The sequence below is a fragment of the Sulfitobacter sp. EE-36 genome (assembly GCF_000152605.1).
GTDB classification, from domain to species: domain Bacteria; phylum Pseudomonadota; class Alphaproteobacteria; order Rhodobacterales; family Rhodobacteraceae; genus Sulfitobacter; species Sulfitobacter pontiacus.
In genome coordinates this window covers 204891-220181 of record NZ_AALV01000004.1, presented here as the reverse complement: position 1 = coordinate 220181, position 15291 = coordinate 204891, and the positions used below count along the sequence as shown (strand labels likewise).

The window sequence follows — 15291 nt, the reverse complement described above, 5'->3', positions numbered from 1 at the left end:
CGCATGTGAACTAGTTTGTTCGTATATGAACTAAATGCACCCGACAACATGTACCGCGTCACAGACAATGGTGACGTTACGACACGGCCGCGCCCTGCGGCACCGCGAGGGCGAACAGGGCTTCTTGCTGCTTACCCGGCCAACTTCTGTGCCTGAATGATCTGGTCGGCAAGCTTGGCGAGATCATGTGAGGTAAAGTCAGGTTCCGGTACGCCGGGCACGTGCAGGATGCTGTTGTGTGGCCGCGCGATAAAGGCACCGCGGCACCCAACGGACTGCGCGCCGATGGTGTCCCAGATATGACATGCGACCATGCACAGGCTTGAGACATCGACGCCCAGACGGTCGGCAACCATCTGATATGTCGACGGATGAGGTTTGAAGTGACCAACCTCGGCCACGCTAAAGTGGTGGTCAAAAAGCGCTGCGATGCCGGCTTTTTCAAGGGGTGTCGGCGCGGGGGATGGGGCGGAGTTCGTCAGGGTCACAAGCGTGAACCCCGCGTCGCGCAACTTGCTCAAGGCCGGGGCCACATCGGCGTGGGCGGGCATCGATCCAATCAGTGACTTCAGCTCGGATACGTCACTATCCTGAATGGCGATGTTTCTATTGTCGCCAACCATCCGCAGAACACCGCCGGCCAGATCGCCGAATGGTGCATAGAGCCCGGACAAGGTCACTGTTTGCGAATACAAGATCAGCTCTGGAAACCATTCGCGCAGGACCGCGGCATTGCCGAACACGCGGTCGAAGAACGGCTCTAGCGTCGCGATATCCAGAAGGGTTTCGTTTACGTCGAAAACAATGGTCGAAAAATCTGTACGGTCTGGCATGGGGGGCTTTCTGAGCGTGCTACTTTTCGGCAGCATTCATCCAAGTATTTGAACACAATGGCGGGTACGTTTCACAATTGCACCCATGCCATTGCTTCGTCAAACTATGCGCGAGGTCAGCCGTCAGTCCCTATTTCGGGCAAGCGCAGCAATCGGGTAAGGCAATCGATATGAAAAAGGTCACTGCCAAAGATGTTGCCGCCCGCGCGGGCGTTTCGGTGTCCGCCGTGTCGCGCGCGTATCGGGGGAATGCCCCGATTGCCGAGGATAAGCGCAAAGCGATCTTTGCTGCTGCGACGGCGCTTGGCTATGTGAGCAAAGTCGATCAGGTGTTGGCCAAACAATCCAGCAACACGATCTCGATGGTGCTGAGCGAAATGCGCAACCCGTTCTACCCCATCGTGATGGACGAATTGACCCGAATGCTACCGGGGCGGGGGCTCAAGGCGATTATGCATGTGGTGCCAGCGGCCGAAGATGTGGACACGATGATCCGGCAAGTCATCGACTTCCGCACGCAGGGGGTCATTCTGGCAAGCTCCACAATCACCTCCGGGCTGGCGCGTGCCTGTCGTCAGAACGGAATTCCCGCCGTGTTACTGAATCGCGTACAGACCGACAGTACCATGATGGCGGTGTGCTGCGACAATTACGGGGGCGCGCGAACGATAGCGCGGCGGTTTCTGGACGGTGGCCGACAGCGCATCGCCTTTATCGGTGGGCGGCGTGATACGTCGACGCATCTGGAACGCATGCGAGGGTTTCGCGACCAGTTGGAAGAGGCCGGACGCGAGATCGCTGTGCAGTTCGACGGCGGGTTCAGCTACCGCCAAGCCTATGCCGCCGCTCAAGAAATGTTGGTCCAGCGTCCGATGCCGGACGCCGTGTTCTGCGCCAATGACATCATGGCGATTGCCATGCTCGATGCTGCACGAAACAAAGGCATCTCGGTCCCCGGTGATCTGGCTGTGATCGGGTTCGACGACATTCCGATGGCGGCCTGGGAATCCTATCGGCTGACCACAATGCGCCAGCCACTGCGCCGCATGCTGGATCAGGCAGTAGATATCATATTAAGCGCCGAGAGCTATGTCGGGACCGGTGATATCCGTGTTTTGGCGGGTGAGCTCCAAGAACGTCAAAGCGGGTAGTGAAATTATTTCATTAACGCAGACAGGAATTGCATAGCGGCTATGCACTGTGGCTAACCTCCGTTCGAACGTCCCTATCGGGATCGTTTCATGATATTTGGAGGATACCCATGAAACTACGCAACTTCGCTGTCGCCGCTGCACTGTCCCTTGCCGGGCTTGGGGTGGCTTTGCCTGCTCAAGCTGAAACGCGGCTCGCTTTCGGTGCGACCAATTCGCAAAGCGCGCATTATGCCTATTTCGCCTCGCTCGCGAAAATCATCAACTCTGCCTATCCGGATGCCTATCAGGCTTCGGTCGTGGAAACGGGTGCCACAGTCGATAACCTCAAACGCATGGCGCGCGACCAGCTGGATATCGGGCTGATCACGACGTCGACACTGTATCACGCCTACAATGGCATCAAGAGCTTCGACGGCAAGCCGATCGAATCCAAACTCCTGTGGGCCTATTCCCTAGCACCGCAGAACGCAGTCGTTCGCCGCGATTCCGGTATCGAGAAACTGTCGGATATCGACGGCAAGAAGTTCGGACCGGGCATGCGTGGGTCGTCGACCGAAGCCACGGCCTTGGCTGTGTTCGACCTGCTGGAAATCTCGCCTGATTGGGTGCGCGGGACCAACAGCGAACAGGCCAACGCCATCAAAGACGGCCGGTCCGAAGGCTTCGTCAAAAGCGCCGTGGGAACGTCCTTTGATGCGCTTACCACCGATATCGCGGCCTTCACGCCGCTGACCGCGCTTGGCATCGACGACGCGCAAGAAGCCAAGATCCGCGAAGCGCTGCCGGAGCTTTCCATCGTGGACATGCCGGGCGGCGAGATGGAGAACACGGGCCCTTACAAGGTCTGGGGATTCATGATCGGTGTCTCTGCGCGCCCCAATATGGACGACCAGACGGCCTATGACCTGACCAAAGCCGTAATGGAGAATATGGAAGAGCAATCCGCCGCTTTCCCGACGGTAAAGGGCTTGAACCTGCCAGAGCTGACCCTGCAATACGCAACCAGCCCGCTGCATCCTGGTGCCATCCGCTACTACGAGGAAATCGGCCTGACCGTGCCCGCGCGCCTCAAGTAAAAGACCTGATCTCAAAAGGGGCGGCGCGTGTCGCCCCTCTATTTACCATTTTCGCCAAGGTGCCGTGATGAATACCCTTCCGATCTTCGCTCATTTTCGACAGACCGCCATTGCGGCTCTTGCAGTGCTTCTGGGGGTGTTTGTGTTCTACACCTCTTTCAACGGGCCGTTTGAATCGCTCGTGCAGCGTGCGATCTTTGTGATGATGATCACCGCCCTGGCCGTGCTGATGCACCCGCTTTTCGAAGGCAGCCGCCTGCGCCCGCTTGGTATCGTGATCGATGCGGTAATCGTCGGCGTGGTGACGGTGTCAGGTGCCTATATCATAGCCAACTACGAAACCATTATGAACGATCTGCCTTGGGCGAACGGTTGGGATATGGTTATGGGGTTCGGCACATTGGCCTGCGTGCTTGAACTGGCAAGGCGCAGCTCCAACTGGGTGTTCCCCCTTATCGTCATTGCAGCTGTGACCTATGCATTCTTCGGCTATTTGATCCCCGGCCAATTCGGGCACCGTGGCTTTGACGCGGGCTATCTCACCGAGATCATCTTCCTGTCCGACCGTGGCCTATGGGGTATGCTGGTCAATGTGGCCTCGACGACGCTGGCGGCATTTGTGCTGTTCGGCGCGATCCTGTTGCACACGGGCGCAGGCGAGACATTCTTTGACCTCTCGGCCCGTTTAGGTGGCTCCCGGCCCGGTGGGGCGGCGAAAATCGCGACCTTCGCATCGGGCTTCTTTGGGGCAATCAACGGCTCGACCGTCGCCAATGTCGCCACGACAGGGAACTTCACGATCCCCCTGATGAAGCGGCTGAAATACCCCCCTGCCTATGCCGGCGCGGTAGAGGCTATCGCATCGACCGGCGGGCAGCTCGCCCCCCCGATCATGGGGACAGCCGCCTTTGTCATGGCCGAGCTTGTGGGCGTGAATTACTGGTCTATCGCGCTTGCGGGCGTTGTACCTGCGCTGTTGTTCTACCTTGGCATCTATTCCACCGTTCACGTCATCGCGCGCCGTCAGGGCTTTCGTCCGGTGACGTCTGAAGATCTACCCGACTGGCGCGGTGCCATGACCTTTTCGCGACTCGCCCCTATTGTTGCCGCCCTGCTGGGGCTTGGATTTGGCGTCCTCAACGGCAATTCCGTCGAGCTGACGGCCTGCTACGGCATGATTGCCATGTTGGTGGCCGTCCTTGTCGCGCGGATCTCGAGTGGTGAGGATCCCCGTGCCGTCATCGGCATCATCATTCGTGCGCTGGAAGCGGGCGGAAAAGGTGTTGTCATTGTCGGGATCCTTCTGGTCGGCGCACAGGTGTTTGTCGCCATGATCAACCTCACCGGGTTTGGCGTCGCGGTAACAGCAGCGGTGTTGTCGATCGGGCAGGGGCAAATCTGGCTCATTGCCGGGCTCATGGCCATTGTCTGTCTGATCGCGGGCATGGGTCTGCCGACCTCGGCAGCCTACGTCATGGTCGCGGCTGTTTTCGCTCCGGCGCTGATCCAACAGGGTATTGATCCGCTCGTGGTGCATATGTTCGTGCTCTACTACGCGGCGCTGTCGGTCATCACGCCGCCTGTCTGCCTTGGTGTTTTCGTTGCGGCGACCATTGCGCAGGCGCCGTGGATGAAGGTCGCAGGCGAGACGTTGCGCCTTGGGGCGACCGCATATGCCTTGCCGATGCTGTTCCTCGCCTATCCCGGCATGTTGGGCGGTGGCGAAGCCGGAGACATCCTGCGTGCCATCCTGTCAGGCGGCGTTTTCGCCTTGGGCGTTGCGCATCTTCTGGGCGGCGCACGGCTGCCTTGGGGCGGTCTGTCGCGGCTGCTTTGGGTCGTGCCGATTGGGCTTGCGCTGATGCCGCCTTGGCCGGCGACGGCGGCAGCCGCGGTGGTGTTCGCGGTCTTGGTGGTCTTCTCTCGCAAAGCCTTGGGCGCTGCGGAAAATATCGAAATGCAAACGGCTTAAGGGCCAAGGAGGGTATTGGAAATGATGACGAATGCTGAATTCAAGGCACGGCTGGTCGCACGAGAGCCCATGCTCGGGGCTTTCATCAAAACGCCCCATCCCATCGTGATCGAAATCATGGCACGGGCAGGGTTCGATTTTCTGGTCGTCGATGCGGAACACGCGCCTTTTGATCGGGGCACCGTGGACGCCATGACCATGGCCGGACGTGCCGAAGGGTGCCCCATCGTGGTGCGCGTGCCAGTGGCAACAGCGGATTGGGTGCTCAATGTGCTGGACGGCGGCGCGGCCGGTGTCATGGTGCCTCATGTCGAAACCGCAGCGCAGGCCAAAGAACTGGCGCGCGCCGTGAATTACGGCCCCGGCGGGCGTGGTTTTGCCGGCACGTCACGGGCGGCCGACTATGCAGGCCGCAGCCTGAAAGAGCATCTGTCCGTGGCGCGAAGTGAAGTCGCCTTGATCTGCCAGATTGAAGACCCCGACGGCGTGGTCAACCACAGTGAAATTGCGGATGTAGACGGCGTAGATGCGCTCTTTATCGGGCGCGCTGATCTGGCCGTTTCTCATGGTCTGTCCGATTTCTTTGCGCCTGAAGTGGCAAAGATGACGCGGGACATCCTTTCCGCGACAGGGGCGGCCACGGGACTCTATTGCGCCCCGACAGAGCCCCTAGACGCGCACCGCGACGCCGGCGGGAGCTTCTTTGTCGTGGGGTCCGAACACACGCTCATGCAATTGGGCGGTGCCGCGCTTGTGGAAGATTTCAAAAAGAGGGACGCGCGCTGACATGACTATGAAATAATTGCAGCATATTCAGAAAATATTGCAACTCGGTTTGGTCAGCCTAGAAATGACCTATCACTGCCAGCGCCTGACCAAAGGACCGAACCATGACAATTACCTACCTCAAGAAGGGCAAATCCGATGCTGCCCGTGCCGATGACGACGCCAAGACCCGTGCGGTCGTCGAGCAGACCTTGCAGGACATCGAAACGCGCGGCGACACAGCGGTGCGCGAATTGAGCGAAAAGTTTGACAGCTACAGCCCGGAAACCTTCCGGCTAAGCCAGCAAGAGATTGACGACCTGATCGGTCAGCTCAGCCCACGCGAATTGCAGGACATTCAGTTTGCGCAAGAGCAGGTCGTGAATTTTGCCCGCGCGCAACGCGCTTCCATGACCGACATCGAAGTAGAGACGCTTCCGGGGGTTATTCTGGGGCACAAGAATATCCCGGTTCAATCCGTCGGCTGCTACATCCCGGGTGGGAAATTCCCCATGGTCGCCAGCGCGCATATGTCTGTCGCCACGGCCAAGGTTGCCGAAGTACCGCGCATCGTGGCCTGCACGCCGCCCTTTAACGGAAAGCCAAATCCGGCTGTTATTGCGGCCATGCATTTGGGCGGTGCGGATGAGATCTATGTCATGGGCGGGATCCAGGCGGTCGGGGCTATGGCGCTTGGCACAGAGACGATCGATCCGGTACACATGCTGGTTGGCCCCGGCAATGCCTTCGTCGCCGAGGCCAAGCGTCAGCTTTACGGACGGGTGGGTATTGATCTCTTCGCCGGCCCGACCGAGACGATGGTTATCGCGGATGAGACAGCAGCGGATGCCGAGCTCTGCGCGACCGATCTCTTGGGGCAGGCGGAACACGGCTATAACTCTCCTGCCGTTTTGCTGACCAATTCGCGTCAATTGGCCGAGGATACTTTGGCCGAGATTGACCGGCTGCTCCAAATTCTCCCGACTGCGGCCACAGCGCAGACAAGCTGGGAGGAATACGGCGAGGTGATCGTCTGTGATACCTACGACGAGATGTTGCAGGTGGCCGATGATATCGCGTCGGAGCATGTGCAGGTCATGACGGACCGTGATGACTGGTTCTTGGAAAACATGACCTGCTATGGCGCGCTGTTTTTGGGCCCGCGTACGAATGTCGCCAATGGTGATAAGGTGATCGGGACCAACCACACGCTGCCCACGCATAAGGCAGGGCGCTATACAGGGGGGCTTTGGGTTGGTAAATTCCTCAAGACCCATTCCTATCAGAAGATTATGACGGATGAGGCCGCAGCAATGGTCGGGGCCTATGGTTCGCGTCTATGCATGTTGGAAGGCTTTGTGGGGCACGCCGAACAATGCAATGTCCGCGTGCGGCGCTATGGCGGTGAGAACGTGCCCTATGGCGAAGCCGCAAGCTACCGCGAAGCGGCCGAATAGACCGCTGTTAACATAGGAGATCTTGATGCAACTTCCGTCCTTTGCCGGCTTTGACCTTTCGGGGAAACGCGCGTTTGTCACCGGTGCCACCTCTGGCATCGGTCTGGGGGCTGCGACGGCCTTGGCCAGGGCGGGGGCGCATGTCATCTGCGCCGCGCGCCGGGCCGGACCGTTGGGTAAGTTGCACGCGGCGATGGAGGCAGAGGGGCTGAGCTGCGAGACGCAAGAGCTGGACATCACCGATGTGGATGCGACCCGCGCGGCATTCTCCGGTCTTGGGGCGGTGGACATCGTGGTCAATTCCGCCGGCATGGCCCGCCACGGGCCTGCGCTCGACACCACTCCCGAGGATTTCGACGCCGTCATGAATGTTAACCTTCGGGCAGCCTATTTCCTTTCCACAGCCGCCGCCGACCAAATGATCGCAGCGGGCCGTCCCGGTTCGATCATCCATGTGAGCAGTCAGATGGGACATGTCGGCGGCATCGATCGGGGGGTCTACTGCGCATCGAAGCACGCTTTGGAAGGGATGGTGAAAGCGATGGCAATCGAATGGGGCCCAAAGGCGGTGCGCATCAACACGCTATGCCCGACCTTCATCCGTACGCCTTTGGGAGAGCAAACCTTATCCGATCCCACGCGTCTGGCTTGGATTGAAGAAAAGATCAAACTGGGCCGCGTCGGCGAGATCGAGGATATCATGGGCCCGATCGTCTACCTCGCGAGCGATGCGTCTGCCATGGTGACGGGCACAGCCTTGATGGTCGATGGCGGTTGGACAGCCGAGTAAGCGACAAAGCGGTCAACGAACACGGCAGACGCAGGATGGTGGCAAACCCCTATCCGCGCCCCGCGATGTACCCGAGCGTGACAGCCGCGAGCAAGCCGTTGCCCGACAGATAGCCGCTGTCGCCCTTGCCCGATACCCCGCAAGCGGCACCGCCAGCGGCGTATAGATTGTCGAATGTGCCACCCTCTGTCCTGCGCACCTTGGCCGTCGTCGGGTCAACCTCAAGCCCGCCTTGCGTGTGAAACAGCGCGCCGGTCACCTTCACCGCGCAGAAAGGGGCAGAAAGGGACGCCGCACCCCATGTGCGGCCAAAGGCATCCCGCCCGCCCGCCGGAATATCAGTGATCGTTTTCGCCAAAACATCTGTGGGCAATCCGACCTTTGCAGCCAGTGTTTCGACCGTATCCCCTGTGATCACCGCCCCTTGGGCCTCGGCGTTCTTGAAATCCTCGAACTGGCGGGCAATCTCGGCGATGCGGGCGTCGAATATGGTCCACGCCACGCCGTCAGGCTGCGCCAGCACGGCCCGCGCCGCTTCGGAGTAGCCTTGCGCCTCGTTCCAGAACCGCTTGCCGGTCGTATTCACCTGAACGCCGCCTTCGGTGATTGTGGCCCATGTGATCAGGATACCGTGAGGGTGGGCGACATTGCCGTGCCCCTGATAGGCGCCCAGATGACGGCGGCGCGCGCCAAGCGCCTCGCCCCAGCTGATCGCCTCTCCGCGGTTGCCGTCATGGCCGAACCAGATCGCCTCCGCGATATCCGGCATGTGGTCGGCGACCATGTCGCGGTTGCCGCCGAACCCGTTGCACGCAAGGATCAGCCGGTCGCAGCCGATATCCTCGCCGCTTTGGTCAGGCAACGACACCCGCGCCCCTGCGAGCGTTGCCCCTGCCGCATAAAGCCGGGTGGCGCGGCGGTTGCAGATCAGCGGAATATCAAGCGCCTCAATCCGCGCGCGCAGGGCGTCGATCAGCTCGCGACCCGACCGTGAGGGCAGCCCGTGCATCCGCCGTTGGCTGTGACCGGGATAATCAAAGTCACGCACGAGGGAGAACGGCAGCCCATGTGTTTCGACAAGCCAGTCGATGACCTGAGGGGCGGTGTGGGCCATCGCAGCGACCAGTGCGTCATCGTTTTCGTGGTGCGCCTTGGCCTGAATGTCGGTGGCAAAAACGTCGGGGCTGTCGCTGATCCCCGCGTCCTGTTGCAGGCGCGTCCCTGCCGCGGGGATCAACCCGGCGCTCAGCGCGGTAGAGCCTGTGGGGATCGGGTCGGCCTCTAGCAGCAGCACATCCTGACCTGCCTCATGCGCCGCCAGCGCCGCGATCATGCCGCAGGCCCCCGCGCCGATGATCAGGGTTTCGACCTCTAGATCGAAAGCCGACGGCGGGGCGGCGACATCAGGATTTGCCATCGAACCGCTTTCCAAGGGCCAGCATCTCGGGGGTGCCAATCGCTGCATTCAACCCGTCGAAATCATGCATCCGGTCGGAAAACGCTTTGTTAGAGCCGGTTGCTTTCAGGCTTGCGTAATAGTCCTGCGCCGATCTCGCCAAAGCGCGCACGATGCCGCCGGGGAAAATCACGATATCGAAACCCATATCCTCTAGCGTGGTCGCCGATGAGATCGGGGTCGCGCCGCCTTCCACCATATTGGCCAGCAGCGGGACACGCCCCTTGAAGGTATCGGCGATGCGCGAAAGCTCTCCGCTGTCGCGGGGGGCCTCGATGAACAATACATCGGCACCGGCGTCGATATAGCTGCCCGCGCGATCAATCGCCGCGTCAAAGCCTTCTACCGCGATGGCGTCGGTGCGGGCGATGATCAGCGTATCGTGGCGGCGCGCATCGGCCATGGCGGCGATCTTGCCAGCCATTTCCTCTTTCGGGATCAGCGACTTATCAGACAGATGACCACATTTTTTGGGGTAGGTCTGATCCTCTACCTGCAAAGCAGAGGCGCCCGCGCGTTCATAGCTTTGCATCGTGCGCCGCGCGTTCAGTGCATTGCCGAAACCGGTGTCGGCGTCCATGATCACCGGCAGGTCGGTGCGATCGGCAATCAACGCCATCGTATCGGTCATCTCGGACGCGGTGCTGAGCCCGATGTCAGGGCGGCCCAAACGGGTATAGGCAACCGCTGCACCGGAAAGATACAGCGCCTCGAAGCCCGCGTCGGTGGCAAGGGCGGCGGTCAGCCCGTCATAGACACCGGGGGCGATCAGAATATCGGGGGCGGTCAGGCGTTGGCGCAGGGTCATTGGGCACCTCCGACAGCGGCGGTGGCTTCGGCGCAGGTCATCACCTGCGTCACCGACCCCAGCGAGGTCAGCGTCGCCTCGTGCACGTCCTGTTTGAACGCGGCGCAACCGTCCGACAGCAGCACCGTATGGATGTCGCGCAGATGCGCATCCCGCACGGTGCTGGCGACACCGCCGTTGGTGACGATCCCGCCGATGATCAGCGTGTCGATCTTCATCGCGCGCAGCACATATTCAAGCCGTGTCTGGTAAAAGGCAGAGTAGGCGACTTTCTCGATCGTGAAATCCGCCGGGGCGAGCGTATCTACCAGCGCGTGGCCGAAGCCGCCCGGGGTAAAGTCGCCCTTGGTCAGGAAGGGGCGCAGTTTCTTGAGATGCGCGGCGATCAGCGGTTCGTCATCGCGCCCCGGTACCAGCGTGAACTGAGCCGAGATATAGGTGCCGCCCGCCTTGGTCAGCGCGGACTTGAGCGGCGCGATCCGGTCGGGCAGGGCGAGGATACTCTCGGCCCCCTGACCCGCACGGCCATAGGCGCCTTCCGGATGCAGGAAATCATTTTGCAGGTCGATGGTCAGCAAAGCGGTCGTGGCAGGGGTCATGCGGTGGCCCTTTCGATCAGAGTGTTGCCGTAGGCGTCGACTTTGCCGACCAGTCCGGGTTCGATCAACACGGTTGTGTCAGGTTGTTCAAGGATTGCGGGGCCGGGGACTTCGGCACCGACCGGCAAGGCAAGACGGTGATAGAGCTTCGTTTCGTGCCATTGACCGTCAAAGTGGACCTGACGCGTGCCTTTCAGCGCGTCTTCAACGCTGCCACCGACAGGGGCGAGCGTGGACAGATCAAAGCGCGGGCGCCGTCCGGTGATGGCAGAACGCAGGTTGATCACCCGTCGCGTGCCATTCTCAAGCAGCCGCCCATAGGTGGCGCGGTAGGCGCTGTCGAATGCAGCCGAGATATCGTCCTCTGTCGGGGGCGTCACTGTGCCATCGGTCACTGTCACCGGCAGCGTCACCGATACCGTATGCGTCTGGCCGAGATAGGCCATATCAAGCGTGAACTCCGTATCGCGCCGTTCAAAATGGGTGCGCGCGGCTTCAAGCGTGGCAAGCCCGTCATCAACGTGGGTTTGCATGAAACCGGTCAGCGCCCCGAGGTCGATGCCCGACAGGGTGGCGTTGATGGTTTGCACGAAATCCTGCCGCATATCCGCGATGACGCAGCCCATGGCAGATGTTACCCCCGGGTAACGCGGCACGATGGACCGCGCCAGCCCGACCTCTGCCATCATGGCACCGGAATGCAAGGCACCACCGCCGCCAAAGGGCATGAACGCAAAGCGCTTAGGGTCAAACCCGCGTTCGATAGACACAAGTCGCAGCGCACCGGCCATGCGGCTGTTGGCCACGCGCAAGATCGCCTCGGCGGCTTGCAGGGCGTCCAGCCCAAGGGGCGTGCCCACATGTTCAAGGATCGCAGCTTTTGCGGCCTCCACATCCAGCCGGTCGAGCTTGCCGCCGATGGGGTTGTCGGGATCAATACGGCCTAGAACGACATTGGCGTCGGTCACAGTGGGGCGCGTGTTGCCCTGACCATAGGCGACAGGGCCGGGCGTGGACCCGGCGCTTTCCGGCCCGATGTTCAGCAAGCCGCCCTTATCGACCCAAGCGATAGAGCCACCGCCCGCGCCGATTGTCGTAATCTCGATCATGGGGGACCGGACCACCATGCCAAAGTCGATCGAGGTCTGCTGCGACAGCATCGACTGGCCCTTGGCGATCAGGCTCACATCAAAAGAGGTGCCGCCCATGTCGCCGGTGATGATATCGGGAAAACCGGCGGCTTCGGCGATGTAACCCGCGGCGATGACCCCCGCTGCCGGACCCGACAGCGCCGTGCGCACGGGCAGACGCGCCGCGGTCGCCGCATCCATCACCCCGCCATTGGACTGCACGATCATGAACTCGCCTGCAAACCCGTCCTGTTTCAGCGCGGTTTCAAGCCGCGCGAGGTAGCCAGAGACTTCGGGTTGCAGATAGGCGTTCAACGCGGTGGTAGAGAACCGTTCGAACTCGCGGATTTCGGGCAGGATTTCACTTGAGGCCGAGACATGGGCATTCGGCCACATGGCGCGCACGGCTTCGACCGCCAGTCTTTCGTTTTCGGCATTGGCATAGCTGTTGGCAAAGAGGATCGCACAGGCAAGACAGCCCTGATCCAGCAGTTCTTGCGCGGCGGCTTGCACCGCCTCGAGGTCCACCGCCTGACGGATCGTGCCATCGGCAAGCGTGCGTTCCGGTACTTCGAGGCGCAAGGCGCGATCGACAACGGGCGTGAAATCCCCTCGCAGGCCCCAGGTGCGCGGCCGGTCACGGCGGCGCATTTCCAGCACGTCGCGTAGGCCCATTGTGGTGATCACGCCGATCTTGGCCCCTTTGCGTTCCAGCAGCGCGTTGGTGCCGGCAGTGGTGCCATGCACGACGACAGAGACAGTCGACAGATCATCGACCCGCGATCCGATGCCCGACAAAAAGCCCGCCGATTGGTCGGGGCGCGAGGTGGGAACCTTGGCGACCTGCGCGCTGCCTGTCGCCTCGTCCAGAACGAAAATATCGGTGAAGGTGCCGCCGACATCGACGCCGATCATGCGGTTTGCGCTGGTCATTGGGTCACCTCTTTCCAGTCTGGGCCATATGTCTGTGTCGCGTAGTCGGGTGTCAGCAGGCCACCCGCCACGTCGCGGGCCACATCGGCCGCAGCACGGTTTGCGGGCGCGCCATAGCCGCCACCGCCGGGGGTATCGAGCCGTACGGACTGGCCGCGTTGCAGCTTGATGCCCACCATTTTCGAGGCCATGGGCGGGGCGTGCCAGCCGTCGTCTTGTTCGTACTCAAACCGGTTCAGCGCCGCGTCGCCCCCGCCTGCGACCCCTTTCGGCGCAAAGCGTCCGCGTTCGCCGAACAGAAAGGCGGTGGCGGATTCCTCAAGCACTTCGATCTCGTAGGTGGCCCCCATGCCGCCGCGATGCTGACCCGCACCGGCGCTGTCGGGGCGTAGGGCCCATTGTTTGAACATCACCGGATAGGCGGATTCGAGGATCTCCATCGGGGGGATGGTCGCGGTGGAGATCGGCGCATTGCCGTGGTTCAGCCCGTCCCCTTCGGGAGAGCCCCCATGCCCGCCGCCGTAAAAGCTGAACATCACCCAAGGTTGACCATTCGCGCGTTTGCCCGAAATCGACAGCGCGTTGATCGTGCCATACGCGTTGGCAACCACGCGGTCCGGTGCCGCCTGCGACGCGGCGGAAAAGATCACATCGACCATCCGCAGGATCGTTTCGGTATAGCCGCCGACCGGCGCCGGGAAGGGGGCGGACAGCAGCGATCCTTCAGGGATCTTCACCTCGATCGGGCGCATCACACCGGCGTTGGCGGGCAGGCTGGGAAAGATATGTTTGATCGCGACATAGGCCGTGGCCACCGCCGTGGGGAGCGCGATATTGACCGGCCCTGCACAGCGGTCTGCCGTGCCGGTGAAATCCAGCAGCATCTGATCGCCCTTGATCTCGAGCGCGACCTTGATCGGCAGCGGCGTATCGGTGATGCCGTCGTTATCCAGAAAATCCTCTGCCTCCCAGCGTCCATCTGGCAGGTCTGTCAGCTCTGTCCGCATCAGGGTTTCGGCGCGGTCCTGCAGCGCATCCAACGCCGCGCGCACTGTGTCGGCACCGTATTCCGCCAGTAGCTCGTCCAGACGTTTCTTGCCCAGATCAAGCGCGCCGAGCTGGCCGTTCAGATCGCCTTGGGCCGATTGCGGCAGGCGGGTGTTGCGCATCAGGATGTCGATAATGTCGGTCTGGACCTTGCCCGCTTTGGCAAGACGCACAGGGGGCAGCACGAAGGCTTCCTGGAAGGCATCGGTTGCGGCGGGGTTGTAGTTGCCCGGCACCGCGCCGCCCACATCATGCCAATGCCCGACCGAGGCGAGATAGCAAAACAGTTTGCCGTCGTGAAAATAGGGGCGCACCAACCGCATATCGGACAGGTGCGTGCCGCCCAGATGGGCGTCGTTGAAGATATAGATGTCGCCGTCTTCCAGATCGCCATTCTCGGCCGCTTTGTCGATCACCGCCTTCACGGCAAATGACATCACCCCGACAAAGATCGGCAGCCCGGACTTGCCCTGCACCAGCGTGTCGCCCGACACCGCATGATACAGCCCGTGCGACGCGTCATGTGCTTCGGCGATGATCGGGTTAAAGGCGGCGCGGAACAGGGTTGCGTCCATTTCGTCGGCAATCTGTTCCATCCGTCCGGCCAGAACGGCCAGTGTAATCGGGTCGATGTCTTGGGTCATGATTGGGCCTTTGTTTCTGCGATGTCATTCCAGACGTCTTGGCGGGTGATGAAGCCGTCGGTGACTTCGAAGCGGTCGATAAAGCGAATATCGGAAAAGGCGGTCCCGTCGGGCCATTCGCCGGACAGCGTGCCGTGGCAATAGACGACCGTGGCCGGCCCGTCGCCGGGCGCAAGGTCAATCGAGCGAATGGTTTTCTTGACGAAGCGATAGCGCGGCGCGGCCCACTCCAGCAGATCATCAAGCTCTGTCATAGGCGCGGCACCGGGGAAGTGCATGGTGAACCCGTCGCCTAAAAGCGTGCGGGCGGTAACGATGTCGCGCTGCTCCATCGCGCGCAGGTACCGCGCCACCATTGACGGGGCATCCGGCAGGGCGGGGGCGGGCGACCGGTGCTGGCCGCCGCGCATATAATCGGTGGCGGGCATTTCCTTGATCATCACTGTCACCGCATCCGGTGTCGCGGGAATCACCGTGCGCGCGGCATGGGTCAGCGCCTTGCACAGCCTTGCTTTCTGGGCTGCGTCATACCCTTGCAGCACATGAATCTCGATGATCGGCATAAAGCCTCCTGCGTCAGATCTGTATTTTTTGTAATACAGATAATTAAATGTGCATAGATCAAAT

The 15291-nt window shown here is 61.3% G+C and carries 13 protein-coding genes; 6 read left to right on the top strand and 7 right to left on the bottom strand.

Annotated elements, in window-relative coordinates; translation table 11 throughout:
- Window positions 1-131 precede the first annotated feature (131 nt).
- On the bottom strand, window positions 132-833 hold the full coding sequence (locus EE36_RS01075) for a haloacid dehalogenase type II (protein WP_005848618.1): 702 nt from the start codon (window positions 831-833) through the stop codon (window positions 132-134).
- A 170-nt stretch (window positions 834-1003) separates the two neighbouring features.
- Here EE36_RS01075 and EE36_RS01070 point away from each other — a divergent pair, with 170 nt between their 5' ends.
- The 6 genes from EE36_RS01070 (at window position 1004) to EE36_RS01045 (ending at window position 8047) form a co-directional block, all read left to right on the top strand.
- Window positions 1004-1984 carry a LacI family DNA-binding transcriptional regulator gene (locus EE36_RS01070; protein ID WP_005848616.1) on the top strand — a complete coding sequence of 327 codons (981 nt, stop codon included), beginning with the start codon at window positions 1004-1006 and terminating at the stop codon, window positions 1982-1984.
- Window positions 1985-2094: 110 nt separating this feature from the next.
- Complete coding sequence (locus EE36_RS01065; RefSeq protein ID WP_005848614.1) at window positions 2095-3063, top strand: TAXI family TRAP transporter solute-binding subunit; 969 nt, start codon at window positions 2095-2097, stop codon at window positions 3061-3063.
- 67 nt (window positions 3064-3130) lie between these two features.
- Window positions 3131-5035, top strand: a complete 1905-nt coding sequence (locus EE36_RS01060) for a TRAP transporter fused permease subunit (RefSeq protein ID WP_005848613.1) — start codon at window positions 3131-3133, stop codon at window positions 5033-5035.
- A gap of 21 nt (window positions 5036-5056) precedes the next feature.
- Window positions 5057-5821 (top strand): HpcH/HpaI aldolase/citrate lyase family protein, encoded by a 765-nt coding sequence (locus EE36_RS01055; RefSeq protein ID WP_005848611.1) that lies wholly within the window; start codon window positions 5057-5059, stop codon window positions 5819-5821.
- A 104-nt stretch (window positions 5822-5925) separates the two neighbouring features.
- On the top strand, window positions 5926-7257 hold the full coding sequence (gene hisD / locus EE36_RS01050) for a histidinol dehydrogenase (protein ID WP_005848609.1): 1332 nt from the start codon (window positions 5926-5928) through the stop codon (window positions 7255-7257).
- 25 nt (window positions 7258-7282) lie between these two features.
- Entirely contained in the window at window positions 7283-8047 is a 765-nt protein-coding gene (locus EE36_RS01045; RefSeq protein ID WP_005848607.1) for an SDR family NAD(P)-dependent oxidoreductase, read from the top strand.
- A gap of 49 nt (window positions 8048-8096) precedes the next feature.
- On the opposite strand, the gene EE36_RS01040 is transcribed toward EE36_RS01045, so the two are convergent.
- Genes EE36_RS01040 through EE36_RS01015 form a run of 6 tightly spaced genes read right to left on the bottom strand, consistent with a single transcriptional unit; the run spans window position 8097 to window position 15227 of the window.
- The gene (locus EE36_RS01040) at window positions 8097-9464 is read right to left on the bottom strand and encodes an FAD-dependent oxidoreductase (protein WP_005848606.1); all 1368 of its coding nucleotides are present in this window, start codon (window positions 9462-9464) and stop codon (window positions 8097-8099) included.
- On the bottom strand, window positions 9451-10311 hold the full coding sequence (locus EE36_RS01035) for an oxaloacetate decarboxylase (protein ID WP_005848604.1): 861 nt from the start codon (window positions 10309-10311) through the stop codon (window positions 9451-9453). Before EE36_RS01035 ends, EE36_RS01040 begins: the two co-directional genes overlap by 14 nt.
- Entirely contained in the window at window positions 10308-10910 is a 603-nt protein-coding gene (locus EE36_RS01030) for a cysteine hydrolase family protein (RefSeq protein ID WP_005848602.1), read from the bottom strand. The genes EE36_RS01035 and EE36_RS01030 overlap by 4 nt, the downstream gene beginning before the upstream one ends.
- A complete protein-coding gene (locus EE36_RS01025; protein WP_005848600.1) occupies window positions 10907-12973 on the bottom strand; it encodes a hydantoinase/oxoprolinase family protein in 2067 nt (688 codons plus the stop codon). Before EE36_RS01025 ends, EE36_RS01030 begins: the two co-directional genes overlap by 4 nt.
- Entirely contained in the window at window positions 12970-14664 is a 1695-nt protein-coding gene (locus tag EE36_RS01020; RefSeq protein ID WP_005848598.1) for a hydantoinase B/oxoprolinase family protein, read from the bottom strand. Before EE36_RS01020 ends, EE36_RS01025 begins: the two co-directional genes overlap by 4 nt.
- A complete protein-coding gene (locus EE36_RS01015; RefSeq protein ID WP_039911304.1) occupies window positions 14661-15227 on the bottom strand; it encodes a tautomerase family protein in 567 nt (188 codons plus the stop codon). Before EE36_RS01015 ends, EE36_RS01020 begins: the two co-directional genes overlap by 4 nt.
- Window positions 15228-15291 lie beyond the last annotated feature (64 nt).

Excerpts from the sequence above, each read along its gene's own strand:
- EE36_RS01075 (WP_005848618.1), bottom strand. The coding sequence starts at position 833 with ATGCCAGACCGTACAGATTTTTCGACCATTGTTTTCGACGTAAACGAA.
- EE36_RS01070 (WP_005848616.1), top strand. The coding sequence starts at position 1,004 with ATGAAAAAGGTCACTGCCAAAGATGTTGCCGCCCGCGCGGGCGTTTCG.
- EE36_RS01065 (WP_005848614.1), top strand. The coding sequence starts at position 2,095 with ATGAAACTACGCAACTTCGCTGTCGCCGCTGCACTGTCCCTTGCCGGG.
- EE36_RS01060 (WP_005848613.1), top strand. The coding sequence starts at position 3,131 with ATGAATACCCTTCCGATCTTCGCTCATTTTCGACAGACCGCCATTGCG.
- EE36_RS01055 (WP_005848611.1), top strand. The coding sequence starts at position 5,057 with ATGATGACGAATGCTGAATTCAAGGCACGGCTGGTCGCACGAGAGCCC.
- hisD (WP_005848609.1), top strand. The coding sequence starts at position 5,926 with ATGACAATTACCTACCTCAAGAAGGGCAAATCCGATGCTGCCCGTGCC.
- EE36_RS01045 (WP_005848607.1), top strand. The coding sequence starts at position 7,283 with ATGCAACTTCCGTCCTTTGCCGGCTTTGACCTTTCGGGGAAACGCGCG.
- EE36_RS01040 (WP_005848606.1), bottom strand. The coding sequence starts at position 9,464 with ATGGCAAATCCTGATGTCGCCGCCCCGCCGTCGGCTTTCGATCTAGAG.
- EE36_RS01035 (WP_005848604.1), bottom strand. The coding sequence starts at position 10,311 with ATGACCCTGCGCCAACGCCTGACCGCCCCCGATATTCTGATCGCCCCC.
- EE36_RS01030 (WP_005848602.1), bottom strand. The coding sequence starts at position 10,910 with ATGACCCCTGCCACGACCGCTTTGCTGACCATCGACCTGCAAAATGAT.
- EE36_RS01025 (WP_005848600.1), bottom strand. The coding sequence starts at position 12,973 with ATGACCAGCGCAAACCGCATGATCGGCGTCGATGTCGGCGGCACCTTC.
- EE36_RS01020 (WP_005848598.1), bottom strand. The coding sequence starts at position 14,664 with ATGACCCAAGACATCGACCCGATTACACTGGCCGTTCTGGCCGGACGG.
- EE36_RS01015 (WP_039911304.1), bottom strand. The coding sequence starts at position 15,227 with ATGCCGATCATCGAGATTCATGTGCTGCAAGGGTATGACGCAGCCCAG.